At 42.8% G+C, this 26594-nt stretch carries 28 protein-coding genes; 7 read left to right on the plus strand and 21 right to left on the minus strand.

Features of this window, described 5'->3' with window-relative positions; genetic code table 11:
- Positions 1–6 precede the first annotated feature (6 nt).
- The 5 genes from nuoF to ndhC form a co-directional block, all read right to left on the minus strand.
- Positions 7–1335 (minus strand): NADH-quinone oxidoreductase subunit NuoF, encoded by a 1329-nt coding sequence (gene nuoF / locus ACE01T_RS03600; protein ID WP_180042486.1) that lies wholly within the window; start codon positions 1333–1335, stop codon positions 7–9.
- Positions 1332–1841, minus strand: a complete 510-nt coding sequence (gene nuoE / locus ACE01T_RS03605) for an NADH-quinone oxidoreductase subunit NuoE (RefSeq protein ID WP_086196036.1) — start codon at positions 1839–1841, stop codon at positions 1332–1334. Before nuoE ends, nuoF begins: the two co-directional genes overlap by 4 nt.
- A 14-nt stretch (positions 1842–1855) precedes the next feature.
- Positions 1856–3643 (minus strand): NADH-quinone oxidoreductase subunit C/D, encoded by a 1788-nt coding sequence (nuoC, locus tag ACE01T_RS03610; RefSeq protein WP_086196037.1) that lies wholly within the window; start codon positions 3641–3643, stop codon positions 1856–1858.
- An 87-nt stretch (positions 3644–3730) separates the two neighbouring features.
- Entirely contained in the window at positions 3731–4408 is a 678-nt protein-coding gene (locus tag ACE01T_RS03615) for a NuoB/complex I 20 kDa subunit family protein (RefSeq protein WP_395518757.1), read from the minus strand.
- 7 nt (positions 4409–4415) lie between these two features.
- Positions 4416–4961 (minus strand): NADH-quinone oxidoreductase subunit A, encoded by a 546-nt coding sequence (ndhC, locus tag ACE01T_RS03620; RefSeq protein WP_086196039.1) that lies wholly within the window; start codon positions 4959–4961, stop codon positions 4416–4418.
- 569 nt (positions 4962–5530) lie between these two features.
- Here ndhC and ACE01T_RS03625 point away from each other — a divergent pair.
- Positions 5531–5887: a hypothetical protein gene (locus ACE01T_RS03625; RefSeq protein ID WP_086196040.1), complete on the plus strand. Its 357-nt coding sequence runs from the start codon at positions 5531–5533 to the stop codon at positions 5885–5887.
- A gap of 45 nt (positions 5888–5932) precedes the next feature.
- On the opposite strand, the gene bfmS is transcribed toward ACE01T_RS03625, so the two are convergent.
- Both bfmS and bfmR read right to left on the minus strand, forming a co-directional pair.
- Positions 5933–7603, minus strand: coding sequence for a sensor histidine kinase BfmS (gene bfmS, locus ACE01T_RS03630; protein ID WP_368737327.1), 1671 nt, complete (start codon positions 7601–7603; stop codon positions 5933–5935).
- Between the two features lie 35 nt (positions 7604–7638).
- Positions 7639–8352, minus strand: a complete 714-nt coding sequence (bfmR, locus tag ACE01T_RS03635; protein ID WP_086196042.1) for a response regulator transcription factor BfmR — start codon at positions 8350–8352, stop codon at positions 7639–7641.
- A 586-nt stretch (positions 8353–8938) separates the two neighbouring features.
- Here bfmR and ACE01T_RS03640 point away from each other — a divergent pair.
- The 5 genes from ACE01T_RS03640 to ACE01T_RS03660 all read left to right on the plus strand — a co-directional run bounded on the left by ACE01T_RS03640 (position 8939) and on the right by ACE01T_RS03660 (position 14737).
- Complete coding sequence (locus ACE01T_RS03640) at positions 8939–11767, plus strand: ribonucleoside-diphosphate reductase subunit alpha (protein WP_395518758.1); 2829 nt, start codon at positions 8939–8941, stop codon at positions 11765–11767.
- 339 nt (positions 11768–12106) lie between these two features.
- Positions 12107–12238 carry a preprotein translocase subunit YajC gene (locus ACE01T_RS03645; RefSeq protein ID WP_086196044.1) on the plus strand — a complete coding sequence of 44 codons (132 nt, stop codon included), beginning with the start codon at positions 12107–12109 and terminating at the stop codon, positions 12236–12238.
- Between the two features lie 137 nt (positions 12239–12375).
- On the plus strand, positions 12376–13659 hold the full coding sequence (locus tag ACE01T_RS03650) for a ribonucleotide-diphosphate reductase subunit beta (RefSeq protein ID WP_395518759.1): 1284 nt from the start codon (positions 12376–12378) through the stop codon (positions 13657–13659).
- Between the two features lie 67 nt (positions 13660–13726).
- Positions 13727–13960 (plus strand): DUF2188 domain-containing protein, encoded by a 234-nt coding sequence (locus ACE01T_RS03655; RefSeq protein WP_395518760.1) that lies wholly within the window; start codon positions 13727–13729, stop codon positions 13958–13960.
- Positions 13961–14131: 171 nt separating this feature from the next.
- On the plus strand, positions 14132–14737 hold the full coding sequence (locus ACE01T_RS03660) for a DUF805 domain-containing protein (protein ID WP_395518761.1): 606 nt from the start codon (positions 14132–14134) through the stop codon (positions 14735–14737).
- A 48-nt stretch (positions 14738–14785) separates the two neighbouring features.
- On the opposite strand, the gene ACE01T_RS03665 is transcribed toward ACE01T_RS03660, so the two are convergent.
- The 8 genes from ACE01T_RS03665 to rutD all read right to left on the minus strand — a co-directional run bounded on the left by ACE01T_RS03665 (position 14786) and on the right by rutD (position 21746).
- Positions 14786–15199 carry a TM2 domain-containing protein gene (locus ACE01T_RS03665; RefSeq protein WP_395518762.1) on the minus strand — a complete coding sequence of 138 codons (414 nt, stop codon included), beginning with the start codon at positions 15197–15199 and terminating at the stop codon, positions 14786–14788.
- A 157-nt stretch (positions 15200–15356) separates the two neighbouring features.
- The gene (locus tag ACE01T_RS03670) at positions 15357–16229 is read right to left on the minus strand and encodes an NAD(P)-dependent oxidoreductase (RefSeq protein ID WP_395518763.1); all 873 of its coding nucleotides are present in this window, start codon (positions 16227–16229) and stop codon (positions 15357–15359) included.
- A 9-nt stretch (positions 16230–16238) separates the two neighbouring features.
- Entirely contained in the window at positions 16239–17594 is a 1356-nt protein-coding gene (rutG, locus tag ACE01T_RS03675) for a pyrimidine utilization transport protein G (RefSeq protein ID WP_395518764.1), read from the minus strand.
- A 34-nt stretch (positions 17595–17628) separates the two neighbouring features.
- The gene (gene rutF / locus ACE01T_RS03680; RefSeq protein ID WP_395518782.1) at positions 17629–18138 is read right to left on the minus strand and encodes an NADH-dependent FMN reductase RutF; all 510 of its coding nucleotides are present in this window, start codon (positions 18136–18138) and stop codon (positions 17629–17631) included.
- Positions 18139–18311: 173 nt separating this feature from the next.
- Positions 18312–18692, minus strand: a complete 381-nt coding sequence (gene rutC, locus ACE01T_RS03685) for a pyrimidine utilization protein C (RefSeq protein ID WP_180042491.1) — start codon at positions 18690–18692, stop codon at positions 18312–18314.
- 20 nt (positions 18693–18712) lie between these two features.
- Positions 18713–19474, minus strand: coding sequence for a pyrimidine utilization protein B (gene rutB / locus ACE01T_RS03690; protein ID WP_180042492.1), 762 nt, complete (start codon positions 19472–19474; stop codon positions 18713–18715).
- Complete coding sequence (gene rutA / locus ACE01T_RS03695) at positions 19471–20586, minus strand: pyrimidine utilization protein A (protein WP_395518765.1); 1116 nt, start codon at positions 20584–20586, stop codon at positions 19471–19473. The genes rutB and rutA overlap by 4 nt, the downstream gene beginning before the upstream one ends.
- Before the next feature lie 347 nt (positions 20587–20933).
- On the minus strand, positions 20934–21746 hold the full coding sequence (gene rutD / locus ACE01T_RS03700; protein WP_395518766.1) for a pyrimidine utilization protein D: 813 nt from the start codon (positions 21744–21746) through the stop codon (positions 20934–20936).
- A 429-nt stretch (positions 21747–22175) separates the two neighbouring features.
- On the opposite strand from rutD, the gene ACE01T_RS03705 reads away from it, so the two are divergent.
- A complete protein-coding gene (locus ACE01T_RS03705) occupies positions 22176–22778 on the plus strand; it encodes a hypothetical protein (RefSeq protein ID WP_200223098.1) in 603 nt (200 codons plus the stop codon).
- Between the two features lie 35 nt (positions 22779–22813).
- Here ACE01T_RS03705 and lysM read toward each other — a convergent pair whose 3' ends face one another.
- From lysM to ACE01T_RS03735, 6 genes are all read right to left on the minus strand, one after another.
- The gene (lysM, locus tag ACE01T_RS03710) at positions 22814–23296 is read right to left on the minus strand and encodes a peptidoglycan-binding protein LysM (RefSeq protein WP_395518767.1); all 483 of its coding nucleotides are present in this window, start codon (positions 23294–23296) and stop codon (positions 22814–22816) included.
- Positions 23297–23481: 185 nt separating this feature from the next.
- On the minus strand, positions 23482–23718 hold the full coding sequence (gene acpP / locus ACE01T_RS03715; RefSeq protein ID WP_004651013.1) for an acyl carrier protein: 237 nt from the start codon (positions 23716–23718) through the stop codon (positions 23482–23484).
- Positions 23719–23801: 83 nt separating this feature from the next.
- Positions 23802–24536: a 3-oxoacyl-ACP reductase FabG gene (gene fabG / locus ACE01T_RS03720; RefSeq protein WP_166171102.1), complete on the minus strand. Its 735-nt coding sequence runs from the start codon at positions 24534–24536 to the stop codon at positions 23802–23804.
- The gene (gene fabD, locus ACE01T_RS03725; RefSeq protein WP_180082019.1) at positions 24533–25519 is read right to left on the minus strand and encodes an ACP S-malonyltransferase; all 987 of its coding nucleotides are present in this window, start codon (positions 25517–25519) and stop codon (positions 24533–24535) included. Before fabD ends, fabG begins: the two co-directional genes overlap by 4 nt.
- A 205-nt stretch (positions 25520–25724) precedes the next feature.
- On the minus strand, positions 25725–25907 hold the full coding sequence (rpmF, locus tag ACE01T_RS03730) for a 50S ribosomal protein L32 (RefSeq protein ID WP_004279227.1): 183 nt from the start codon (positions 25905–25907) through the stop codon (positions 25725–25727).
- Between the two features lie 77 nt (positions 25908–25984).
- Entirely contained in the window at positions 25985–26542 is a 558-nt protein-coding gene (locus ACE01T_RS03735; RefSeq protein WP_086196070.1) for a YceD family protein, read from the minus strand.
- Between the last annotated feature and the right edge of the window lie 52 nt (positions 26543–26594).

The following is a 26594-nucleotide window of genomic DNA, read 5'->3' on the forward strand; positions in this document are numbered from 1 at the left end:
AATTCCTTAAGCTTGTTCTACGGAGCTAACTTGAGCGGCAGCATTTACGACTTTCGCTTCAAATTCGCCACGGAAATGTTTGAGTGCGCCCATAAGCGGTTCCATTGCACCTGGAGCGTGGGCACAGAAAGTCTTACCAATCCAAAGCTTACGAGTCAGTTCTTGTAAGTGATCGATATCTTCTTTCTTGCCTGTACCATCTTCCAGTGCTTTAAGCGCTTTTACCGCCCAAGGTAAACCATCACGGCAAGGTGTACACCAGCCACATGATTCACGCGCAAAGAATTCTTCCAAATTACGAGTCGCAGACACCATACATTGAGTTTCGTCTACCACCATCAGCAAACACGTACCTAAACGTGAACCCGCTTTCATGATGCTTTCTGCATCCATCGGCAGGTCAATGTGCTCTGCTGCCAGGAAGTCAGTCGATGCACCACCTGGTAACCACGCTTTCAGTTTAAGACCGTCACGCATACCACCGGCATGGTCTTCAATCACTTCACGCGCAGTGGTACCGAATGGAAGTTCCCAAAGACCCGGGAATTTCACCTTACCCGATGCACCGTAGATTTTGGTACCTGGATCTTTTGATTTACCTTCAGATAAACCCACGTACCATTCTGGACCACGTAACATAATCGCAGGCAAGTTGTTGTAGGTCTCTACGTTGTTGACAATCGTAGGACGACCCCAAGCACCTGCAACTTGCGGGAATGGCGGTTTGGTACGAGGATTGGCACGGCGACCTTCAAGCGAGTTAATCAATGCAGTTTCTTCACCGCAGATATAACGACCCGCACCGGTATGCACATGCATTTCGAAGTTCCAGCCACTGCCCAGGATATTTTCACCCAGGTAACCTTTGGCACGAATTTGCTCTAATGCTTCATTCAAGTATTGAGCTGCTTCGATGTATTCACCACGGATGAAGATATAACCTTGCGTTGCTTCAAGGGTATAGCCTGCAATCAGCATACCTTCGATCAATTGATGTGGAAGTTTTTCCATCAACAAACGGTCTTTGAAAGTACCCGGTTCCATTTCATCGGCATTACAGATCAGGTAACGAGGGCCGCCATCATTTGGCGCCATCAATGACCATTTAATCCCTGCCGGGAAACCTGCACCACCACGACCTTTTACAGTCGCAGCTTTAATGACTTCAAGCACTTCTTTCGGTTGCATGCCAAGGGCTTTTTTAAAGCCGGCATAACCTTCCAGCACTTCGTAATCATCTGCACTACGAACGTGTTCCTGTTTGCTCAAACGCCATGTTAATGGGTGAGTTTCTGGGTTACCGTCGCCATAAATTGGTTTTGGTTCAGTATTCATACATACTTCTCCAATAACTGTTTAATTGAAGTTACTTCAACCAAACCGTGCGTGTCTTGATCAATCATCAGGGTTGGACCTTTGTCACAGTTACCCAGACAGCAGATTGGCAATAAAGTGAAACGACCGTCAGCGGTGGTTTGACCAAACTGAATCCCCAATTCACGCTGGAACGCTTCTGCCAGAGTTTCCGCACCCATCAAGAAACATGCGATTGAATCACATAATAAAATTACGTGACGACCAACCGGTTGACGGTAAATACGGTTATAGAAAGTCGCAACACCTTCAAGATCTGCAACACTCATGCTAAGCATTTGAGCAATTGCATTCATTTGTGCATCGTCTACCCAACCATTACGGCGTTGTACACACTTCAGCGCATCTAAACATGCAGCACGCGGGTACGGGTAGTGACCCATGTGATGTTCAATTTCATGGATTTCTTCCGAAGTTAAAATCCCTTCAACATTCACACGTGGCTTTTTATCAGTCAAAATCATCATAATGCGTTTACCCCTTAGCGATCCACGTCAGCCATTACGACGTCAATTGTCGCTAAATAAATGATCAAGTCAGATACAAGACTGCCATTAATCACAGAAGGCATTTGCTGTAAGTGCGTGAAAGTCGGTGTACGGATACGGGTACGGTAACTCATGGTTGACTTGTCTGAAGTCAAGTAATAGTTAGACGCGCCTTTTACCACTTCCGCCATTACAGATGCTTCACCCGCAGGCATTACAGGACCCCATGACACGCTCAAGAAGTGCGTAATCAAGGTTTCGATATCTTGTAGTGTCTTATCTTTCGGTGGTGGAACAGCCAGTGGATGGTCTGCTTTGTACGCACCAGACGGCATGTTATCTAGACATTGCTTGATGATTTTCAGTGACTGTTCGATTTCACGGAAGTGAACCAGAACACGTGCATAAGCATCGCCTTCGTACTCAACCGGCACATCGAAGTCGTAGTTTTCATAACCGCTATAAGGACGGTATTTACGTACATCGAAGTCGATACCTGTTGCACGCAGACCTGTACCGGTTACACCCCAAGCCAATGCTGATTTTGCATCGTACTGAGCCACATTACGGGTACGACCGATAAACACCGAGTTTTTCAATGCTGCAGTGTAGTACTCGTTCATACGCTTCGGCATCCAGTCCAGGATTTCGCGAATGAGGTGTTGCCAGTTGTTTGGAAGATCGTGTGCAGTACCGCCAATACGGAACCATGCAGGGTGCATACGGTAACCAGTAATTGCTTCGATGGCGTCATAGATTTTTTGACGGTCAGCGAACATATAGAATACTGGTGTCATACCGCCGGCATCTTGAATTGCAGTACCGATATACAACAAGTGGTTATTGATACGGAACAATTCGGACATCATGACACGGATACATTGCGCACGGTCAGGAACAGTGATTCCCGCCAGTTGCTCCACACCCATTACATAAGGCATGTTTTGCGCACAACCACCCAGGTAGTCAACACGGTCGGTATACGGAATGAATGAATGCCAGGTTTGACGTTCAGCCATCTTTTCCACACCACGGTGGTGATAACCGATATCAGGCACACAGTCTTTTACTTCTTCGCCGTCCAACTGCAAGATCACACGGAACGCACCGTGCGCAGATGGATGGTTAGGCCCCAGGTTCAGGAACATGAAGTCTTCATCGGCGTTACCGCGTTTTAGACCCCAATCTTCAGGAACGAAACGAAGGTGCTCCTGTTCAAAGTCCTGCTTGGCCTGGTTCTGCATATACGGTGTATATTCAGTCGCACGTGCAGAATATTCTTTACGCAGCGGGTGACCTTCCCAATATGTCGGCAACAAGATACGACGGAGCATTGGATGCCCTTCGAAGTTGATACCAAACATATCGTAAGCTTCACGTTCGTACCAGTTGGCATTTGGCCAAATGTTGGTTGCAGTTGGAATGTTGAGATCACTCTCATTCAAGGCAACTTTAATACGAATATCCGTATTACGCTCTAGCGACAACAAGTGATAGAACACAGTGAAGTCTGACGCAGGCAAACCGTCACGGTGAGTACGTAAACGCTCATCTACCGCAGACAAATCGAACAGCATCACGTAAGGACGTTCTACTTTCCGCAAGAACATTAAGACTTCTTGCACACGTGCGCGCTCAACCCAGACTGTTGGAAAGTCTTCAAAAGTCGTTTGCACAAAGAAGTTCTCACCAAATTTGGTTTTGAGCTCTTCTATAATTGCAAATGCTGGGCGTGAATCAACAGGCGTTGATTCTGGCATAGCAATGTCAGTTTCAGCCATTGGCTTGGCTTCCTATTCAATACAAATTCAGTCAACCTGAACGACAATTACACCCAGACCGGGTGCATCAATATTTTGTCGCTCGGATTATTTAATTTCATCCATAGAGCGTAAGTTTTTCACGGCAATACGTTCAGTATTCTTACGGTCACGTTCTGGCTGCATCTTTGGCTTATACACTGGCTGAAGATCATCACCAATAACCGCTGAAAGTGGACGGCGCTCTAATTGAATTTGGTCTTGTAACAACATTAATGCTTGCAATAATGCTTCAGGACGTGGCGGACAGCCCGGGATGTACACATCGACAGGGATGATTTTATCCACACCTTGTACAACCGAATAAATGTCGTACATACCGCCAGAGTTTGCACAAGCACCCATTGAAATCACCCATTTAGGTTCTAACATTTGCTCGTATAAACGCTGGATTACAGGTGCCATTTTCACGAAGCAGGTCCCTGCAACGATCATTAAGTCCGCCTGACGTGGTGAAGCACGAATAACCTCGGCACCGAAACGCGACATATCATGCACACCCGTCAAAGTGGTTGCATATTCTACGTAACAGCAAGATGTACCAAAGTTAAAGGGCCATACAGAGTTTTTACGGCCCCAGTTTACAGCTGTATGCATTACATCCTCTAAACGAGTCATGAACACATTTTTATTCACTTCTTCTTCAAGCGGATCAGTAACGATTTGACGCTCTTGAAGTGGATATTGATCAGCATTCGGATTCGCACGGGTTAATGTATATTTCATTCCCGGGTTACTCCTTAGTAGATGATGTAGTCGCAGATTTTTTCACACGACCAGATGATTGAGCTGGAATTTGACCTGTAGGGTCAACAACCAACTCTTCAATAGAATTGAAGCGTGTAATGTCGGCAAGGTTCATATTTGCTGAACCCACTTTCGATTTCATCACTGCCGCTTTGAGACGATCGGTTGGTGCCCAGTTTAATGCGCCTACAGCAATCGCATAAATCAAAGCAATCAATAAATCGACTACAAAAATCACAACAGTGGTAAAACCGAACCAACCTACTTCACGAACTGATGTAGCCCATGCGTAGAGATACAATGCTTCCAGGTCAAATACCACAAAGAAAATAGCAACCAAGTAGAATTTCGCAGATAAGCGGATGCGTGCTCCACCAGCACCTACCACACCTGACTCAAATTGCTCTTGCTTTGCACGGCCCCATGATTTACCCCCAAGGAGTAAAGGAACTGTGAGCATAAAGACACAAAGAAATGTAACGCCGATCACGAAGGCAATAATTGCCCAATCGTATGGAGTAATGGCACTCATGCGGGGATAACTCCTGGCAGGCCTAATTTATTAACAAAGAATGTATGTATTGGCCTTCAAATACACCAAACACAAAATTAATCCCGTCAATTGTACCTGATTTATGATTTCACTTGCTAGCTCATAAGCCTTAGTCTTTTGGATGATTTTTTCAGCATTGTCGCTTTTAATTTACATCTATTCCTTTACACAACACCTTCATCGTTTTATTTAATAAAAACAGTTATTTTTATTAAATTTTCTCACATTAAGATTTTATGAGGAAATATTGCTCACTTATTTTGCAATCCAGAAATACAATTATTGTTGAATATTCTTTCGATTCTAAAAGTTCAGTTTATTTTGAGTATTTATTTAAAAAATGATAGGAATCACAAAAATTGATTAAATTTTCCTCCCTATCATCACAATCTTAAAAATACCGCCTTTCTTTGCTTTAGAAATTACCTTATATCTTTTGCATAAGCCGCTTTATTCTTGTGGTTTTTTTGCAACACTTTGACATGTGTTTAACAGTTTGTGATATTGGTATTTAAAATTCAAAAAGCGAATAGACAGGAGAAACTATAATGACATTAAAATATGCCCATGAATCTGAATATTTCTTCTTTGCACAACTGTTAGTTCACCATGTGGAAAGATACATCGAGAAACACCCAGATGCTCAGGATGCCATTTTTGACCTGCGTGATATCTATGACCTTTTCCGCCAAGACTTTGCTGCAACCACCACCAATCTCGAAGCTATTTTAAACGTTGCGGATGAATACAAGGTCGAAACATTAAATGGGGACCAGAAATTGATTAGCCATTATGCCATAGATCCCAAAAACAATTCTTTGCTACTAGATCTTAATGCCGATGCACTCGCTAGCTTAAAACAGGGAAAAAGCCTGATTGAACCAGATGCCACCAGTCATGAATAAGACTAAAAAGCACCGAATGCGGTGCTTTTTAGTGTTCCCTATTCTTTAAAATTCTGTCTGTATGGCACCATCAACCTTAAGGACACCGGTTTTCTTTTTTGCTTTATTAAACCGCTGTACCGGCCACGACATGGTGAAACGAGCCCCGCCTAAAATCGGGCTTTGATCCACCTCAATTTTCCCACCAAACCAGTAAGCAATACGGCTCACAATGGACAAACCTAGACCATAGCCCCCTGAAGCACGGGTCCGGCTGTCATCCAGACGGGCAAAAGCTTCAAAAATGCGCTGCCGCTCTTCCTCAGGAATACCGGCACCATCGTCTTCTACCTGAACATAAGCCTGCCCCGCGTCATTGATACCACCACTGACAAGCACTTTATGATCACAGTAGCGAACCGCGTTGCCAACCAGATTTTGTACTACACGATGCAAGTAACGCCGCTCAGCATCGACCACCACACTAATAGGTGGTGCTTTGAGTTCAATTTCTTTTTGAGTTTTAAGTGCCTCGGTTTCAATCACCACCTGATCCAGCACTTCAAACAGCACGATTTTTTCAAAATCTAAAGAAGGTGTGCCCTGCTCCAGTTTTGCATAGGTCATGATTTCATCAATCAAGGTATTGAGCGCTTCAATATCTTTATCAATCTGTTCAACCTGTTGTAGGCGATACTCATAGTCATCTTCTTCGGCCAACATTTCCATACCAAAACGGATACGTGCTACAGGTGTTCGCAGTTCATGCGAAACTGCACGCATCAGCTCGCGCTGTGCTTCAATCAAACGCTGAATATGATCGGACATGCTGTTGTAATTGGTCGCCAGACTGGCCATTTCATCAGTACCATCGACCGGTAAACGCAAGGTCATGTCACCCGATTTCATACGATGCAAGGCGTAATTCACTTCACGTAAACGACGCTGCATTGGCACCAACAACCCATATACGCCAAGGCTTAACACAAATAGACTCAGTAAGGTAATGCCAGCAGCCAACTGGAAAGGCATCCAGTTAAATAAAGGTACAGGCCCTAAAACCAGCACCTCGGAAGGTGAGCTGGGCATAGGAGAAACGATCGAGATGGTGGTACCCCGAACCGAGGCATTGTCACGGTACAAAATAATACTGTGATCCAAGCGAAGCCGGCCGATTTGTTCAGAATCAAGCGGTAGGTTTTGCACTTTTTCAATGGCAATCGGATAAGAAAAATTCGATTGAATTTTGGCGAGATACTCTTTTTCTTGCCCAGGGTAATACACCAGATAATCCAGAATGAAAATAGGTAAGGCTTTCATCTGGCGCTCGCCTATTTTATTCACTTTTACATACAGCAAATGCTGAGGATCATCTTTCAGACCAATAATGATATAAGCAATGGAGTTTTCTGCATCATAACGAACGGCTGCTTTACGCTCTTCAATCCGTTTTCTCTCGGTACGCGATAAATCCACCTTAGCCGCATCAACATAATAGATCGGAAGCTCCAGCAAATCGGAAGCATCAGAAATCCAGTCTTTTTTCTGCTGTTCATTCGGCTGTCGGGCAATCCCTTCACTAATGATATAAGAAATACCATCGGTCAACGACTCACGATATTCTTGCGCACGCTGATAATTGATGATTTGTACCAGTAGATAGCCAAATAAGGCAACCAAGGCCACTAAAATCACTAATCCTGCATAAATGCGCAAGAATATACTGTGTTTAAACACGTAGTTGTCCTATAAAATTAGCGAGCGGGCAGAGATTAAAGACCTGTTTCTTTAACGAACAGATAACCTTTACTGCGTACCGTTTTAATACGTTTTGGATTTTCAGGATCATCGCCAATTTTTGGACGGATACGTGAGATACGTACGTCAATTGAACGATCCTGACCGTCATATTCAATACCGCGCAGACGCTCAAAAATGTCTTCACGGGAAAGAATGCGACCCGCATTTGAAGCCAACAACCATAACAGGTCGTATTCCGCGCTGGTAAAGTCAACCAGCTCACCATTCAAGGTCACTGATCGTCCACCATTATCGATCACCAGATCATCAAATTCTATGCGTTGAGCCACTTCATCTTCAGGAGCCTTGTCGGTACGGCGCAGCAAGGCACGAATACGGGCAAGTAATACACGCGGTTGAACCGGTTTTGCGACATAGTCATCTGCCCCCATTTCCAGGCCTAAAACCTGGTCCATGTCTTCAGTACGTGCTGTCAGCATTAAAATTGGCTGATGATAATGTGGACGTACTTCACGACAAATGGTCAAACCATCCGCACCCGGTAACATGACATCAAGTACCACCAAATCTGGCTGTTCAGCGATGATACGGCGGATTGCACGATTACCGTCAGGTTCTACCCCAACTTCCAATCCGTTACGGATAAGGTATTCTTGAGTCAAACGCGCAAGACGTTCATCGTCTTCAACAATTAAAATTTTAGGTAACTTTTCTTCTTGGCTCATAAAATGCCCCTTTATATGGATTAAGCTATCCTTAAAAATCCGTTGGATACGCTTTAATATCTTCAGCAATATACACACGTTTACATTGTAAACAAGATGCTGTTCACCAAACTGATACATCAAAGTAGCATTTTGTTATATTTTTTTTAAACATTGAATTTATTGAATTTTTCATATTCTAGTAATTTTCAGACTATTTATAGAAATATTTAGCTACAAAATGTCTATTTTTTAAACCGCCTGTCTGTTTGCACAGTTTCTGACTAGTTAGTTAGCTTCTTTTAAGTTATCCACAATGTTATCTATAAGCACATTTTTTTAGCTTTGTTATGCTATGCCTTGCCTGATAAGGCTTATAGAAAAATCAATAAAAATAGCAATATTTTTACAGAGATTAATGCATGTACTAAGAAAAATATTTAGCAAAATGTCAATATTGATCTACCCTAAATTTTCCCGTATCTTGTGTTCAATTAATTTTAAAACCACTAGGTCTTGTGTTTATTCCTCAAATACTGTGGCATAAAATTTGCCCGGTTCAAACGGTCCATAAACATAAAAATAGATGACAATGGAGCTATGCTAAATGAGCGTAATCACTTCAACTCCTGGTCAACTTCAGGTGATTAAACGCACCGGTGATGTTGCCACTTTTGACGCAGAAAAAATTTCTGTAGCGATTGGTAAAGCTTTTTTGGCGGTAGAAGGCCAGCAAAGTGCTGACTCTAGCCGTATTCATGATCGTATCGAGCAGCTGACCGAGATGGTAATGAATACGTTTAACCGTCGCTTACCCTCAGGCGGCACCATCCATATTGAAGAAATTCAAGACCAGGTTGAACTTGCGCTGATGCGGACAGGTGAACAAAAAGTAGCTCGTGCGTATGTCATCTACCGCGAACAACGTTCTGAAGCACGTAAGCAGACTGGCGCTCATCATCATCCTACCTTGCAAGTGATTGGTACAAATGGCCAGTTTAAACCGCTTGACCTGGGTGCTTTAGAAGCGCATGTGGCAAAAGCAGCTGAAGGTTTGGAAGGTATTGACGTTAAAGCCATTGTCGATGAAACCGTAAAAAATCTTTATAACGGCGTAAAAGAGTCTGACATCTCAACGACCATGATGATGGCGACGCGTACCCGTATTGAGCAAGAACCTAACTATACGTATGTGACTGCACGTTTACTTCGTGACAACCTGGTTGCTACAGGTCTTGAGTTTTTAGGTCTTTCTACAGAGACCAATGAAGGCGACGCGCTTGAAACTTTCCTGAAAAAAGGGATCGAGCTTGAGCTGCTTTCTCCAGAATTACTTAACTTTGACCTGGCGAAACTGGCTGCAGCGATTCAACCGGAACGTTCAAACCAGTTTACTTACCTAGGTCTGCAAACTTTATTTGACCGTTACTTCATCCATTCAGATGGCGTACGCTTCGAACTTCCGCAATTGTTCTTTATGCGTGTTTCAATGGGTCTATCACTCAATGAAGAAAACCGCGAAGACCGTGCAATCGAGTTCTATAATTTATTGTCTAGCTTTGACTACATGGCTTCGACGCCTACCCTGTTTAACTCGGGTACGCTTCGTCCACAATTGTCGAGCTGCTATTTGACCACGATTGATGATGACCTGTACGACATTTATGGCGCAATGCGTGATAATGCAATGCTGTCTAAATGGGCAGGTGGTTTAGGTAATGACTGGACGCCAGTTCGTGCACTTAACTCATACATCAAAGGTACGAATGGTAAGTCACAAGGTGTCGTTCCATTCCTGAAAGTGGCGAACGATACAGCCGTTGCAGTCAACCAGGGTGGTAAGCGTAAAGGTGCAGTCTGTGCATACTTAGAAACCTGGCACTTGGACATCGAAGAATTCCTGGAACTGCGTAAGAACACCGGTGATGACCGTCGTCGTACCCATGACATGAACACTGCGAACTGGGTTCCTGACCTGTTCATGCAACGTGTGTTTGAAGATGCGGAATGGACGCTGTTCACCCCTTCTGAAACACCGGATCTACATGATTTGACCGGTGCTGAATTCGCTGAGCGTTATGCTTATTACGAAGGGATTGCCAAAGAAACAAACATGTTGCACAAAAAAGTACGTGCGAAAGACTTATGGCGCAAAATGTTGTCTATGTTGTTTGAAACTGGTCACCCGTGGATCACATTCAAAGACGTATGTAACTTGCGTTCACCACAACAACATGTAGGTGTAGTGCATTCATCTAACTTGTGTACAGAAATTACCCTAAACACAAGCAAAGACGAAATTGCGGTATGTAACCTGGGTTCGATTAACCTGGTACAACACGTTCAAGGTGGTGTACTAGATCGTGAAAAATTGGCGCGCACTGTAAAAACAGCAGTTCGTATGCTGGATAACGTGATTGACATCAACTACTACGCTGTTCCACAAGCGAAAAACTCGAACCTGAAACACCGTCCGGTCGGTATGGGTATCATGGGCTTCCAAGATGCTTTATATGAAATGAAACTGGCTTACGGTTCTGATGAAGCTGTAGATTTCGCTGACGAATCTATGGAAGTGATCAGCTACTACGCGATTCAGACTTCTAGCGACTTGGCTGTTGAACGTGGTACTTACGAAACATTTAAAGGATCACTTTGGGATCAAGGTATCTTGCCAATCGATTCTTTAGACATCGTGGCTAAATCACGCCCAGAACGTATGTTTGAAGTAGACCGTACACAACGTTTAGACTGGGACACTTTACGTGCCAAAGTTCAAAAAGACGGTATGCGTAACTCGAACGTAATGGCGATTGCACCTACTGCGACTATTTCGAACATCTGTGGCGTATCTCAATCGATCGAACCGACTTTCCAAAACCTATATGTGAAATCAAACCTTTCTGGTGAATTCACAGTGATCAACCCGTACCTGGTACGTGCGTTAAAAGATCGCGGTCTTTGGGATTCAGTGATGGTCAACGACCTGAAACACTTTGAAGGTTCGGTACAAAAGATTTCGCGTATTCCTGAAGAGCTTAAAGCGATTTTCGCAACTGCGTTTGAAGTTGAGCCACGCTGGATTGTGGATGCTGCATCACGCCGTCAAAAATGGATTGATCAGGCTCAGTCTCTTAACCTTTACATCTCTGGTGCAAACGGTAAGAAACTTGACCTGACCTATAAAATGGCTTGGTTACGTGGTCTTAAGACGACTTATTACCTCCGTGCATTGGGTGCAACTTCTGCCGAGAAATCGACCATTAATACTGGTGCATTAAACGCAGTTAAACCTGCCACTGTTGCAGCGCCAGTTACCGCTGCAGTAGCGCCTGAAGTGAAAGCTGAAGCAGCTGTTGAAGATGATTTTGCTCAAGCAGCACCAGTGCCAATGGCATGTTCAATTGACAACCCTGATTGTGAGGCTTGTCAATAATCACTGATTAAAAGTAATTTATCCGTCGAGCTAATTAATTTAATGAATTAATTAGCTCTGAAAATAGCCAATTTGGCTATCAAGGATGTTGTTAATAGTCAGAGATAGCCAAATCGCCAAAATTAACGGTGATTAAATGGACAGCTTTATAATCATATGTGTTTTAGGATTAATAGCTTTTTTAGCAACGTTGTATGCAGTGAAGTTAAAATTTTCATTTAAAGCAAATAGAGATAATTCGCAAAATATGAAAATTATAAATAACATCACTAACCATAATTACTATGGTAATCACGACAAAAAATTCTAAATCACATTAAACACACAAAGGAAAACACCATGCTCCATATGACTCATAACTACATGTTAGGACTTGCAGTACTGGTGTTTGCCTTTATTTTCTTTTACACGCCTATGGTTTATGCGTTTTTAGCCATTCGCAAACAGCAGCGTAATCAAAATAAGTCGTGAGGATATCTGTCCTATCGAACAAGATTAGAGCAGTAGTCGGCAAAACTTAATTTTGCTTACACAATTTAAGCGTATAGTAGACATCTTCGTTTGTGAGATGTCAGATAACGGATATAAGCAACGAAGAGAGAATTGATATGTCTATCCTAAGTTGGGACGATTTCGAAGATGATTCGCAAAAACCGGCTGCACCTGAACACAAGTCTGCGTCCGTCGAACCGCAAAAAGCGGCTCATACACAGGTGGTATCTGATGCACACAACGCACCGTCGCATGTGGCAACTGCACAACCCCTTAGAGCCACTCAAAACCGAGGATCAAATCCAACCGATTCATTGGCAAGAGCATCTTCTTCCCTAGAGAACCTTGATGTTGCTCCAGGTCTGGAAGAGCTTGAAATGGGCGCGCAGCGTGTACAGGTTGATGATAAAGCCATGATCAACTGTCGTGCTGACTTAAACCAGCTAGTACCGTTCAAATACGAATGGGCTTGGCAAAAATATCTGGACGGTTGTGCCAACCACTGGATGCCACAAGAAGTCAACATGAACCACGACATCGCACTTTGGAAGTCTGAAAATGGCTTAACCGAAGATGAGCGTACTATTGTCATGCGTTCGCTTGGTTTCTTCTCGACTGCGGACTCATTGGTAGCAAATAACCTGGTACTGGCGATTTACCGTCACATTACCAACCCTGAATGCCGTCAGTACATCTTGCGTCAGGCATTTGAAGAAGCGATTCACACTCACGCTTACCAATACTGTATCGAATCTTTGGGTATGGATGAAGGCGAAGTCTTCAACATGTACCGCGAAGTTCCATCAGTAGCACGTAAAGCGGCGTGGGGCTTGAAATATACCCAGTCTTTAACTGATCCTACTTTTAAAACCGGTACACCTGAAAACGACCAAATCTTGCTTCGCAACCTGATCGCGTTCTACTGTGTACTTGAAGGTATCTTCTTCTACTGTGGGTTCAGCCAAATCTTGTCTATGGGCCGCCGTAACAAGATGAATGGCGTTGCCGAGCAATTCCAGTACATCTTGCGGGATGAGTCTATGCATCTGAACTTCGGTATCGACATGATCAACCAGATCAAGATCGAAAACCCAGGTTTATGGACGACTGAATTCCAGGAAGAAATCATCCAGATGATTCTTGAAGGCACCATGCTTGAAATCGAATACGCACGTGACACCATGCCACGCGGTGTACTTGGCATGAATGCTGCGATGATGGAAGAATACCTGAAGTTCATCTGTAACCGTCGTTTAGCGCAACTTGGTTTGCCTGAACAGTTCGCTGGCGTGAATAACCCATTCCAGTGGATGTCGGAAATGATGGACTTGCGTAAAGAGAAAAACTTCTTTGAAACGCGTGTAACGGATTATCAGACTGGCGGTGCTTTAAGCTGGTAAGAAATATAAAAAGCGGAGTCATTAGGTTCCGCTTTTTTTATACGAATAAAAATAATGGTGAATAAAAATGAGTAAAGGTAAAAATCAACATGTCGCCCCACATTCTAATGGATGGGCTGTTAAAGGTGCCGGCTATAGCAAAGCAACTAAAGTAACATCTACCCAAGCTGAAGCAATTAAAATTGCTGAAAGCATTGCTCGTAATCAAGGGTCTGACACAAAAATTCATGGTACAAATGGACAAATACGTTCCGGTAACAGTTATGGTAATGATCCTTATCCACCGAAAGATACAAAATAATCCGATTCTAGATCCCGCTTCAATAGTGGGATTTTTTATCAAAAGATAAATATATTATAAAAAACAATATAAATACATAGACTTAATAATAATTAATTAGTTTAATTTTTAAACCATTCTGCTATGATGATACTAAATTTATAACGCATACTACAAAAATAGAGGCTAATAATGAAAGGAACAATTCTGGATTTTTCAATCCAAAGCAATACAGGCATTATCAGTGGTGATGACCAGAACCGCTATAATTTTACTGGTGCGGAATGGCGAGGACAGCGCCCGCCTTCACCTGGTGAACATGTCGATTTTGCGGTTGACAATGCCGGTAATGCCTCGCAGATCTATATTGCCCTCAACCGCAACAGCACCGTTCAGAACCTGTCTGAACAACTGGATAGAATTTCAAACCAGAATCAATCTGAAGAACAATTTAATATGATTGACTGGTTTGTAAAATGTCTGAAAAATTATGTCACCTTTGATGGACGTGCACGCCGTAAGGAATTCTGGTTCTTTATGTTGGTTTCTTTCATTTTGGGCATTATCGTACAAATTATTGATGCAATACTCGGTACCGACAAAATGCTGAATGGACTATTAAATTTGGCATTATTCCTGCCAAGTCTCGCCGTAAGTGCCCGTCGTTTACATGACACAAATCGATCGGGTTGGTGGCAACTTCTTGTGCTGACCATTATTGGTATTATTCCTCTCATTATCTGGTGGGCTTCAGATACAAAACGGGAAAACAATCAGTGGGGACAACCCGCTAAATAAAGCAGATCAAAAAGGGCGATATCGCCCTTTTCTCTTATCTGAAATTCATCAACCATATTTTCGGGCAAAATCTTCATCTGAAGTACACAAATAAATAATGAACTCAATAAAAGCGACAAGCGCAGGAATAAAGGTCCAGCAGAAAATCAGATAAACAATGCCCCAGCCAATTTGCCCCAAATAAAATTTATGAATACCAAAGCCACCCAGGAAAAAAGCTAAACCTGCAGCCACAATCCTGTTTTTCTCGCCCACCTGATTGGTAAATGCAGAGGCTGAACTCAGGACATAAATGTCGTTGGCCTGACCGCTTCCATCCACAGTAAAATCGACTTTCTGCCCCCGGGCAGGTGAAATCTGCCCACGCCAGCTTGCCCCAGTAAAGTGATAGCGGTTCTGGTCATCACCACTAATCACCCCACTATTACTTTGAATAGAAAAATCCAATATCTGACCTTTCATATATTTCCTTGTTTTTCTTTATATTCACTTTGAATAGTAAGTGCATTTGATTGAATTTAAAATAATTATCAACTCATCCCTTATGCTAAAAATATGCAAAAGCCCCAGACTTTGCTCGCCTGGGTCATGGATGCATAATTTCATCTATTAAAAATACTTATCGCAATTCGATCTGATTGATTTGTTCAAGGCTCTGCACTGCAGCAGAAAAGTCCAAGGTACTGGCCTGCTCTTTTTGAATTCGGGCAAATTGATTTTGGATTAACTGTGTGCTCGGAAGCTGTAACGATTGTTCCTGAATGAGATCAATCGCAATACCAATGTCTTTCTGCAACAAGTCTAAAGCAAAGGTTTTATCAAAACTGCGATTCAGCACCCGCTGTGCCATAATATTTTCCGACATGCTGCTTTTACCGCTGGAATGATTGATACAGTTCAAAGCTGCAGATAAATTAACGCCTTTCGACTTTAGCACGGTTAAGCCTTCAGCCAAAGCCCACAAATGCGTTGCCATTAAGGTATTGTTAATGGCTTTGACCGCAAAGCCCGAACCACTCTCTCCTACATATTCAATCAGACTCGAAAAGGCGGCAATGATGGGTTTAGCTTTTTCAAATGCATCGACATCACCGCCTACCATAACAGTTAAAGTGCCTTTTTCCGCACCGATGGTTTGCCCTGAAACCGGTGCATCCAGATATGCAACACCGAGTTTTTTCAAGCTTTGCATTAAATTCTGCGCCGATTGTGGCACACCACTGGTGCAATCTATCCAGATACTGCCGGACTTGGGAGGATGTGCTGCAATCAACTGCTCAACATCGGCACTGGTCGGCAAACAGGAGAAAATAAAATCGGCCTGCACCGCCTTTTCAATCTTTACGGATTGGGTTTGAAAAGTTTCGGCATGTTGATCCGCCTTGGATCCGGTCCTATTCCAGACCCAGACTTCATGTCCCAGTTGAGGAAGGTGGGAGGCCATATGCCATCCCATTGCCCCTAGTCCAATAAATGCAATTGTATGGCTCAAAATATACTCCTATTGGTTAACCACAGGTGTTACTGAATTTTCGCTATCGAGGCTGACTGAACCTTGTTTTTCTTCGCCACGACTCAAAAACAGGTTCAGCACAATCGCCGCCAAAGTGGCTGTACCAATACCGCCCAAATCAAATGAACCGATATGCAGACTAAAGTTCCCTGCACCCATAATCAGGCTGACGGCTGCAATAATTAAGCTGCTGTTTTTGGTGAAATCGATTTTGTTATCGACCCAGATTTTGGCACCGGCTACGGTAATCAGGCCAAACACCACAATTGATGCACCACCCAGCAATGCCACAGGAATAGTACTGATTACCGCACCAAACTTTGGTGACAAACCCAGCAAAATGGCAAACAGTCCCGCCACCACAAAAATAGTGGTTGAGTAAACTTTAGTGACGGCCATGACGCCAATATTTTCCGCATAAGTGGTCATGCCTGTGCCACCCACCGAAGCCGACATGGTGGTACATACCCCATCTGCAAAAAATGCACGGCCCATATACGGTGACAGGTTTTTACCAGTCATAGCTGAAACGGCTTTAAAGTGTCCCAGATTTTCCGCGACCAGAATAATGGCAACAGGTGCAATCAATAACATCGCATTGGCGTTAAAGACCGGTGTTTGGAAAGTTGGCAGACCAAACCAAGCAGCATTGGAAATGATGGAGAAATCAATCGGCTTGCCCAAACCCATGACATTGGCCAGCAGGAAATACACCAGATAAGAACTGCACAAACCAATCAACAATAGCAGACGGCGCACCATACCGCGGGTAAACACGGCGACAACACTAATGCAGATAATAGTGACCACAGCCATCCAGGTATCAAAACTATTGGTGGACACGCTCTTGATGGTAACTGGCGCCAAATTCAGACCAATAATCATCACAATTGCACCGGTCACAATCGGTGGCATCAGCTTTTCAATCCAGCCGGTTCCGGTTTTCATCACAATCAGGCCTATCGCCGCATAAACCAACCCACAAGCCATGGTTCCACCCAGTGCCAATCCGATATTCGGATTGGCACCTGCACCCGCATAGCCTGTTGCCGCAGCCACTGCGCCAATAAACGCAAAACTTGATCCCAGATAACTCGGCATCCGTCCGCCGGTCATCAGGAAAAATAAAATGGTGCCAATCCCGGTAATAAAGATCGTCAGATTTGGATCGAAGCCCATCAGCAAAGGTGCGAGCACTGTTGCGCCAAACATTGCAAAAGCATGTTGCAAACCCAAAACCATACTTTTGCCAGCAGGCAAATATTCATCGACCTGTACAGGCATTACATCTAGATTGCCTTGATAAGGCTTAAATTTCGGAAACCATGATTCTTCTTTTTGCATGGGTTTCCCCTCCCCTTAAATTAGGAATATTGAATCAATTCATTGGTTGCGGCTCACAATAACTACGGTTGAAATACATTAATGCATTACCGCCCTGATTCTGTTTCATGGCCTTGACCTGACAAATCAGAACGTCGTGACTACCTACCAACATGCTCTGCACCACTTCACAGTCAAATGAAACCAAGGCATCTTCTAAAACTGGTGCCTGTGTGATTAGGGTTGACCATATTCCACGCAAGAATCGTTCCGCCATAGGTGTTTTGCCACCAAAAGCATTGGATAAGTCTTTTTGATGAGCCGCTAAGGTATTTACACAAAGTACCTGATTACGCTTAAAAGTTTCAAATACAGATGCGGAACGGTTCAAACAGACCAGTAATGTCGGTGGAGTATCAGTGACACTACATACAGCCGAAGCGGTAAACCCTGCCTGACCTGCTGCACCATCGGTGGTAATCACATTCACAGCGGCACCCAAATTACTCATGCCTTGTCTAAAAGTTGCCTGATCAATTTCTGTATCTGCTTCATCATCAGCCATTTTAAAACTTTGGGCATGTTGTAATAAATCTTTTCCAGATGGAACGGACATCAGTTTACTGTTCATCACCTTCTCCATCACTGAAATCCGCTATTGATCATACAATGCAAATTTCAGTGTTGCTGTTTTTAATTACCCAATCAGCTTGATGCTTGAGTAGAAAAATAAGTAATTTATACATGGGCAACCGAAGCGATTTCCACCAGCGCATCGGGTTTGACCAGTCCTGTTTGTACGCAGTAACGTGCAGGTTTATCCCCCGGAAAATATTCGGCATACACGCTATTGATTGCCGCATAATCCGCCCAATCCTTGACGAATACATGATTAAAGGTTACGTCATCCATTGTGCCACCGGCCGTTTCAATCACTTTCTTGATGGTTTCCAGAATATGACGGGTCTGTGCTGCCGCATCGCCGACATGCACCACATTGTTATGTTCATCAAACGCTAAAGTGCCGGAAACGTACACAATATTGTCTGCTTTGGTTGCCGGTACATACGGTGCCAATGGTTTGCCTGTCCCTGCAGGTAAAATAATGTCTTTAGGCATGTGTTTTCCCCTATAACGACTTAAGCTGATTTTTCTAAGAGGTGTGATTTGAATTGAAATGTTTCGACAAAATTCTGTGTATCAGACACCCAACCGAAGAAGGTTTTAATGTTATACAGACTGGCTGCATGCGCTTCCGCTGGACCGGCCTGATAACAGGCATCTGCCAGCGCCACGCCGAAATATTCCAGAAAAAAGCCGTCTCTTAAGGTCGATTCGACACAAACATTGGTGGCAATGCCGACAAACACCAGATTACGAATCCCTTTACTACGTAACATGCTGTCCAGAGCAGTATTGAAGAAACCGCTATAACGGGGTTTTTCAATCACGATGTCTTGCGCCAAAGGTTGCAGCTCATCAATCAGCTCAAAATCCCAACTGCCTTTGGCCAGTAATTTTCCCTGTAATTCAGGATACTTACGCATGGTTTTTAAGGCATTGGATTTATGAAAATTGGGCGAATTGATCCCGCCAGCTTCCACATACTGATCATCCCAACCATTTTTGAAATAAATCACCTGAATGCCTGCGGCATGCGCCATATCCACTGCATTTTTAATATTCTCCACCACCGGCTTGGTTTTAGACACATCAAAACCAGCCAGATCCAGATAGCCCCCTTTGGAGGTATAGGCATTCTGCATGTCAATTACAATCAGTGCGGTTTGCTCGGCTGAAAGCTGGATCGCTTCCGGTTCAGCCTTTAACACTTTTCCTGTTCCGACAGCTTGGGTAAAGCCTGTACAAACCACATATTCTAAAGATTCATTTGTATTCATGCTGACTTCTCCAAGGCTGTGGCTGGAGCGGTTACACCTTCGACCACAACATGTTCACGACATTTCATTAACGGTTGAATTCTTTGACCAAAATCCTCTACTCCTTGAATAAAATCATCAAAAGTTAACAGGATGCCTTCGGTGCCTTTAATTTCACCAATTTCATCCAGCATTTTCGCGACATTTTCAAAAGAACCGACAATGGTGCCCATATTGATATTGACTGGAGATACACTAGAAGCCATTTGGCGAATATTGGTATCAGCACCGGATTTGGTATCCTGACTGCCTTGATTCATCAGCCAGTTAATGGCTTCTACATCTGCTCCCTCGTTATAGCTTTGCCATTTGGCAAAAGCTTCTGCATCGGTTTCTGCAGCAATCAGCATAAACAGCACATAAGTTTGCACATCACGCCCGGTCTTGTCGGTTTGTGCTTTTAAGCGGTCATTGATGTCTGCATAGGCAGTCGGGGTATTTAAACCTTTCCCAAAAACAAAATTGTAGTCTGCATATTTGGCCGAAAATGCCAGACCTGTATCCGACTGTCCGGCACAGATAATTTTCATATCGGCTTGCGGTCGCGGGCTGACCCGGCAATCTTCCATTTGAAAATGCTCACCCTTAAAGTCTGATTTTCCAGTCGCCCACAGTTCACGTAAAATTTCTACATACTCAGACAGATAATCATAACGCTTGGCAAAGTATTCATCTCCGGGCCACATGCCCATTTGTTGATATTCAGGGGCTTGCCATCCCGTCACCACATTTAAACCAAAACGGCCATTGGAAATGGAGTCAATGGTAGATGCCATACGAGCCACTATAGCCGGCGGCATTACCAAAGTTGCCGCTGTTGCATAAATTTTAATTTTACTGGTTACTGCCGCCAGACCGGCCATTAAGGTAAAGGTTTCGAGGTTATGATCCCAAAATTCTGTTTTCCCACCAAAGCCACGCAACTTGATCATGGAAAGTGCAAAGTCGAATCCATAATGTTCTGCACGCTCTACAATCTGTTTGTTCATTTCAAAAGTCGGTTTATATTGTGGTGCATTTTCCGAGAGCAGCCAGCCATTATTCCCGATTGGACAAAAGACGCCTATTTTCATTTTCGATACCTCTTTTTTACCATTTGGTTATAAATACACTTCAGGCAATCAACCTTATTTTTATAACAAGTATTTAGCAAATGCATTAATTATCAAATATTTGTAATTATTTTATTTTAACAAACAGTAAAACATACAATCAAACAAATGCACCTTTATTAGCCACCATGGCTCCAAAAAAATGCACGGTTTGAAAAAACCGTCAAATTCAATTTGCCTTATATTCAAGCTGTCTTTAATAAAATGGATAAAAAAACCGTGATTTTAAACAATCACGGCGAGCTAGGAGGATAAGAAATTATCGAGAAATCCGTTGCTAATTTTATTAACAAGCCAGTTTCATTTACTCAAGACGTTACTTGCAAAAAGTGTTTATGCAAAAATTCAAGCATGGTTTTGTTCAGTAAGTCAGGTTCTATTTGCGTGGAAGCATGAGCTCCGGTTGCAAGAATACTTAAAGATCCATGTCCAAGCCGCTGCTTTAAATCACTCGATTTGTGTACAGGAACCAAAAAGTCATCCTGATTGGCAATCAAATGCAACTGACTGTGTTGCAAGGCCTGTATATGCTGCTCATTAATTTTAAATTGCTGTGCTGCCTGAATTCGCTTGAGTACATTTTGCGGCGGCGGAAAATCCGCGAGTTGAATATCCTCCAAAGTCTTTAAATGCTGATGATGTTTTGAAATCCAGCTCGGTGGATATAAAAACAGTCCCTGCGCCCTGACATAAGCATCAGAACCCGCTGACTTTAATAGAAGAGTCCGTGCTTCAAAGCATTTTTGCGTATGTGGGTCGAGTTCGTCCCAGCAATTGATACAGGTCAGGCTGAGCACTCTCAGCTCAGATGAATTGAGCAATAACGCTAGCTCTGCACCAATAAAACTGCCAATTGCATGTCCCACAAAATGAAAATGCCGAATTTTTTCTTGCCTGATAATTTGCAGTAACTGCTGGGCCAGATGGATAATGTTGTAATCATCAGGCAAAATTGCTGAATCCGCATGACAGCCCTCCTGATCATACGTCAAAATATGAAAATATCGCGTGAATGCATCAATTTGAGGGCGCCAGAAACTGCCATGCCCGCCCAAACCGGAAGAAAAAATTAAAAAATCGGCGGCTGAATTTTCTGTGCACAAATGAATTTTATAGTTCATTTTTTACCATTTATTCAAATAATTTAAAAAATAAACAGCAAGTTTTATGCCTGAAAAATCACATCAATTCAGCCTGTCTGATTCTTGGAAACCTTGGCTTGCAAGGCTCATAGAAAAAGTAAAATTTTATGCAAAATAAACAAAAGAATAATTTGGCTCTAAACACTGAATAACAGGATTTACTTTCATACTCAAATCTACAACAAAAATAGATAAACCCAAGAAAACTCAAACACTTAAAATAGATAAACACAAAAATAGATACCAGAAAATAACTTGCTAAAACAAGGATTAAGAATTTAAACACAACTTAATTGGAGGAAAATTTATAGCATTCATAATGCAACACCTGTTTCCCCATACAGCAGTCATTATGAAAAAAATAGCCATCATGGCCCTATCTCTACTTTGCTTGAAAGGTGATGATGAATGGACATACCTACTGAATATCCGCTATTTCAATGCCATTATCTGCCCCGTTATTTAATTGGGTTAATCTTTATTCCTGCTATATTTATTGTTTTAGCGCAGCACTCGCTCAGTAACTTCAATATGATTAAAGATTTCAGTAGCCTGATTCAATACTTATTGCATCAATCCATGCCGGGTTGGTTGATGCTGGCACTCTTCATCATGCTGACATTGATTGCAATCAATATGAAATTGGTCATCACCCGCCAAAGCATATCCATACAAAGTTTTGGCATAAAGTTAAGCAATCTGGTACAGCGCAACAGGCTTTTAAAGACCCAGCTTTATTCCTCTCACAGCTCAAGGTATCGCACATATAAGCCCTTCGCAGCAAAAGCATTCAGCCAAGAACAACAGTGGAAAGTGAGTAGTCTCGGCTTTATTTTAAAACCTGAATTTCGCAAGCAATATAAAATGACACATATTGATCTTAATATGTTCGATAAAGACAACCGAAAAAAACTGATTCAGATTTTGGCGCAACACTATGATTTAGACCCTAAATTTTTTTTAGGTAGAGCACAACTTGCCAGACAGAAATTACAGCACAAGCTTCGATAAAAAAGCGCTCTCGGCGCTCTTTTATCAGGTTCTACTTAAGTCGGGATACGCAGTACCTGCCCGGGAAAAATATCATCAGCATCTTTTAACAAGGGACGGTTAACCTCAAATATTTTGTTGTATCGATTGGCGTCACCATAATATTCTTTTGAAATCTTGGACAAGGTATCACCCGATTTAACTGTATAGAATTTACTTTCCGGAGCAGGTGTTACCACGGTCATTTGGTCATCTACTTTAGCCACATGATCGACATTCCCTACAGCCAGGACAATTTTTTCGCGGTCGGCCTGATTTTGTACCTGCCCTTTAATGGTCGCCAGATCGCTGCTGCTGTTATAACTCACCGATAAACCGGTCACTGGCAAGCCTAAAGCTTTAATATGCCCCAGAAGCTTGTTTGCGATTTCTTGTGCAGAAGGTTCTGCTGGAGGAGTTGAAGCGACCGGAGCTGGCTGAGGTTCTGCTGGTGCCGTATTTTTTTTACCAATACCTTTTACAAAATCAAAAAGACCCATCGTATTTCTCCATCATTATTATTTATGCAATTTGAAATAGCGTCTTTTTTTATACATAAAATTAATTCAAAGAAAGGTTGTCTTTGGTCCAGCAACAGTAAAGATATGTAATTATCATTTTGATGAGTAAATAAAAAAGCCACCTAAAGGTGGCTTTTTTATATTCAGCAGAGCTGAAACAACAATTAACCTAGTTTCTTAGAAACATAGTCAATAGCTGATTGAACAGTTGTGATTTCGTTAGAATCTTCATCAGGGATAGTGATGTCAAAATCATTTTCGAAAGACATAACAAGCTCAACTAAGTCCAAAGAGTCAGCACCTAAGTCATCCATAAAAGATGCTTCGTTTTTGATTTCTTCAGCTTTAAGACCAAGTTGTTCTGCAACCGCTTGTTTGATACGTAGTTCGATATCGCTCACAGGAATTCTCCTCATTGCTTGTGGCGTTTTTAATGCCGTTAGTTTAATTGAATATCTTATTTTTGCAAAGTTTATACTTGAGCTTAGCTCATGTATAAACCGCCATTTACATGTAAAACAGTACCAGTGATATAGCTTGCTTTATCGCTTGCTAAAAAACTCACGGCATTTGCGATATCTTGTGGATCACCTAAACGGTTTAATGCCACTTGATCACTCATTTTTTTACGAATGTCTTCGCTTAATTGATCCGTCATTTCTGTTGCAATAAAGCCAGGTGCCACAGCATTCACGGTAATTTGGCGGCTGCCCATTTCTTTTGCAAGACTTCGACCAAACGCTTCGATGCCTGCTTTGGCAGCAGAATAGTTGGCCTGCCCCGGGTTTGCAAAGTGTGCTACAACAGAACTGATATTAATAATGCGGCCAAAACGTGCTTTAGTCATGCCCTTTAAGACACGCTTAGACAGACGGTATACTGCCTTCAAATGAATATTGAGAATATCGTCCCAATCATCTTCAGACATACGCAGTAACAAATTATCTTTGGTAATGCCAGCATTATTCACTAATACAAGAACTGGACCATATTTTTGTTCAATATCTGTAACTAGTGCATCAATGGCTGCCGCATCACGTACATCCAGTACTGCACCCGCACCATTTTCAGCAAAACTTGCAGATAATTTTTCTGCGCCCGCTTCTGAAGTGGCGGTTCCCACTACAAAATAACCGTCTTGAATCAATTGCTGAGCGATGGCTGCACCAATCCCTCTGCTCGCGCCTGTCACTAATGCGACTTTGCGTTCCTGTGTCATGCAATTTTTCCTTCAGCCACTAAAATGGCGTTTAGCGCATCTTCCATACGACTGTTACTGTCGACTGGGAATGCTTTTTCGATATTTGGTAAACGCTTCGCAAGATTAGCCAATACATTACCTGGACCACATTCAACCACATACTGCACTCCTTGATCTTGAAGGAACTGCATGGTCTTGGTCCATTGCACAGATTGATACAATTGTGCAGTCAATGCCTGACGTAATCCTGCTACATCTGTCGCGATTTCCGCGTTGACATTTTGTATTACAGGAAGGCTAGGCAGCTCAATGGCAGTATGTTCCAAAGCTTGTGCAAATTTGTCAGCAGCGGGTTTCATCAGTGAACAGTGCGATGGAACAGAAACAGGTAAAGCAATGGCTTTACCGCCATTTTCTTTTGCCAGCTCCATAACCGCTTCGACCAGGGTCTTATCACCTGCAATCACCACTTGGCCCTGAGCATTATAGTTGGCAGCTTCTACTGAACCACGCCCATGAATATTGACCTGCTCGCATAGTTCAATCACTTTGGCATCATCCAGACCCAGAATAGCCGCCATTGCACCTTGACCCTGCGGTACTGCATCTTGCATCAATTTGCCACGCAAATTCACCAGCTTAACCGCATCACCCAGTGACATCGCTCCGGCAGCAACCAATGCGCTGTATTCACCCAGTGAGTGTCCTGCAAGATATTTTGGCGCCACTCCACCCAACTCTAGCCACACACGCCAAAGTGCAATACTTGCGGTGAGCAGTACAGGCTGGGTAAATTCAGTCTGATTTAAACCTTCGCCGCTTTGTGCAATGTGCCAGAGATCAAAACCCACGGCTGCCGATGCTTCTGCAAAAGTTTCTGTCACGCTACTAAACTGTTCAGCCAATTCTGCGAGCATACCGACTTTTTGTGAGCCTTGACCCGGAAATACAAATGCTGTTTTCGTTGCTTGAGCAACTTGCTCGAGTTGTTTAGCAGACATAAAAAAATCCTGTAATGAAGTGATATTGTTATTCAACAATCGGTTAAATAACCAACATACACTTATGTAAGCTTATTTACGGAACGGAATTTAACACTTAATTTTTGTTTTGGTAATTGCCAAATACAACAAAAAGACGCCATAAAAAAAGGGAGCTTAACGCTCCCATTTTTTCTACTAAGCTTGACGCTTAATACATCATCAATTATTCAGCAGATGCTTTAGCGAATAATTGGCGACCACGGTAGATACCATCTTTAGATACGTGGTGACGACGGTGAGTCTCGCCAGTAGCTTGGTCTACAGTTAATGCATTCTCGGTTAAAGCGTCATGTGAACGGCGCATGTCACGGCGAGAGCGACTTTTACGGTTTTGCTGAACGGCCATGATGGCTCCTTACAAAGATCGAAAAAATGGATCAGAACAAATTCAGTTGTCTTATACTTAACAGTATAACACAAAAATTAGTTAAGTTTACCCTTCAAACTTGCCAAAACACCAAACGGGTTATCCCGTTTTTCTTCGACAATGTCATCAATGGCAGGTTGATGCTTATGCTCACAAACGTCATGCTTAGGAGACAAAGGCAACAACAATAACAATTCATCTTCTATCAGAGAAAGTAAATCAGCCGTCGCAGGCGCATCATAGCTGCCTTTTGTCGTTGCTTCACTCTCACCTAAGACGATGAAATCAGCATCCTCATCCAAGCGCTCTATCAGTGATTCATCATCCACAAGCGCTAAATGAAAGTCTGAAACGAGAGAAATTTCAACAGGATTCAGACAACGCTGACATTCCATTGGTACTTTCGTTTCAACATGACCATCTAACCATACGATACGATGATACGCATCCATTGATAGCTTACAGTCTATGTTAATCAATTGATCATCAATTGATCCAACAGCTTCACGGGAAATACGAACAAAGCGAGACAATGGCAGTGTACCTGACCATGTAAAGCCCTGTTCAGCCCATTTAAACGGCTCAATCTGTGCCGGAAAGGTATTTGCTGACATAATTAAGGCGGCAATTCTACAAATTCATCGGTACTCTGTCAAAGATTAAGAT

The organism is Acinetobacter uliginosus, assembly GCF_044130295.1.
Lineage (GTDB): Bacteria > Pseudomonadota > Gammaproteobacteria > Pseudomonadales > Moraxellaceae > Acinetobacter.

What these genes read in the sequence shown, in the direction of transcription:
- nuoF (WP_180042486.1), bottom strand. Translation starts at nt 1,335, where the DNA reads ATGAATACTGAACCAAAACCAATTTATGGCGACGGTAACCCAGAAACT.
- nuoE (WP_086196036.1), bottom strand. Translation starts at nt 1,841, where the DNA reads ATGATGATTTTGACTGATAAAAAGCCACGTGTGAATGTTGAAGGGATT.
- nuoC (WP_086196037.1), bottom strand. Translation starts at nt 3,643, where the DNA reads ATGGCTGAAACTGACATTGCTATGCCAGAATCAACGCCTGTTGATTCA.
- ACE01T_RS03615 (WP_395518757.1), bottom strand. Translation starts at nt 4,408, where the DNA reads ATGAAATATACATTAACCCGTGCGAATCCGAATGCTGATCAATATCCA.
- ndhC (WP_086196039.1), bottom strand. Translation starts at nt 4,961, where the DNA reads ATGAGTGCCATTACTCCATACGATTGGGCAATTATTGCCTTCGTGATC.
- ACE01T_RS03625 (WP_086196040.1), top strand. Translation starts at nt 5,531, where the DNA reads ATGACATTAAAATATGCCCATGAATCTGAATATTTCTTCTTTGCACAA.
- bfmR (WP_086196042.1), bottom strand. Translation starts at nt 8,352, where the DNA reads ATGAGCCAAGAAGAAAAGTTACCTAAAATTTTAATTGTTGAAGACGAT.
- ACE01T_RS03640 (WP_395518758.1), top strand. Translation starts at nt 8,939, where the DNA reads ATGAGCGTAATCACTTCAACTCCTGGTCAACTTCAGGTGATTAAACGC.
- ACE01T_RS03645 (WP_086196044.1), top strand. Translation starts at nt 12,107, where the DNA reads ATGCTCCATATGACTCATAACTACATGTTAGGACTTGCAGTACTGGTG.
- ACE01T_RS03650 (WP_395518759.1), top strand. Translation starts at nt 12,376, where the DNA reads ATGTCTATCCTAAGTTGGGACGATTTCGAAGATGATTCGCAAAAACCG.
- ACE01T_RS03655 (WP_395518760.1), top strand. Translation starts at nt 13,727, where the DNA reads ATGAGTAAAGGTAAAAATCAACATGTCGCCCCACATTCTAATGGATGG.
- ACE01T_RS03660 (WP_395518761.1), top strand. Translation starts at nt 14,132, where the DNA reads ATGAAAGGAACAATTCTGGATTTTTCAATCCAAAGCAATACAGGCATT.
- ACE01T_RS03665 (WP_395518762.1), bottom strand. Translation starts at nt 15,199, where the DNA reads ATGAAAGGTCAGATATTGGATTTTTCTATTCAAAGTAATAGTGGGGTG.
- rutG (WP_395518764.1), bottom strand. Translation starts at nt 17,594, where the DNA reads ATGCAAAAAGAAGAATCATGGTTTCCGAAATTTAAGCCTTATCAAGGC.
- rutF (WP_395518782.1), bottom strand. Translation starts at nt 18,138, where the DNA reads ATGGCTGATGATGAAGCAGATACAGAAATTGATCAGGCAACTTTTAGA.
- rutC (WP_180042491.1), bottom strand. Translation starts at nt 18,692, where the DNA reads ATGCCTAAAGACATTATTTTACCTGCAGGGACAGGCAAACCATTGGCA.
- rutB (WP_180042492.1), bottom strand. Translation starts at nt 19,474, where the DNA reads ATGAATACAAATGAATCTTTAGAATATGTGGTTTGTACAGGCTTTACC.
- rutA (WP_395518765.1), bottom strand. Translation starts at nt 20,586, where the DNA reads ATGAAAATAGGCGTCTTTTGTCCAATCGGGAATAATGGCTGGCTGCTC.
- rutD (WP_395518766.1), bottom strand. Translation starts at nt 21,746, where the DNA reads ATGAACTATAAAATTCATTTGTGCACAGAAAATTCAGCCGCCGATTTT.
- ACE01T_RS03705 (WP_200223098.1), top strand. Translation starts at nt 22,176, where the DNA reads ATGGACATACCTACTGAATATCCGCTATTTCAATGCCATTATCTGCCC.
- lysM (WP_395518767.1), bottom strand. Translation starts at nt 23,296, where the DNA reads ATGGGTCTTTTTGATTTTGTAAAAGGTATTGGTAAAAAAAATACGGCA.
- fabG (WP_166171102.1), bottom strand. Translation starts at nt 24,536, where the DNA reads ATGACACAGGAACGCAAAGTCGCATTAGTGACAGGCGCGAGCAGAGGG.
- fabD (WP_180082019.1), bottom strand. Translation starts at nt 25,519, where the DNA reads ATGTCTGCTAAACAACTCGAGCAAGTTGCTCAAGCAACGAAAACAGCA.
- rpmF (WP_004279227.1), bottom strand. Translation starts at nt 25,907, where the DNA reads ATGGCCGTTCAGCAAAACCGTAAAAGTCGCTCTCGCCGTGACATGCGC.
- ACE01T_RS03735 (WP_086196070.1), bottom strand. Translation starts at nt 26,542, where the DNA reads ATGTCAGCAAATACCTTTCCGGCACAGATTGAGCCGTTTAAATGGGCT.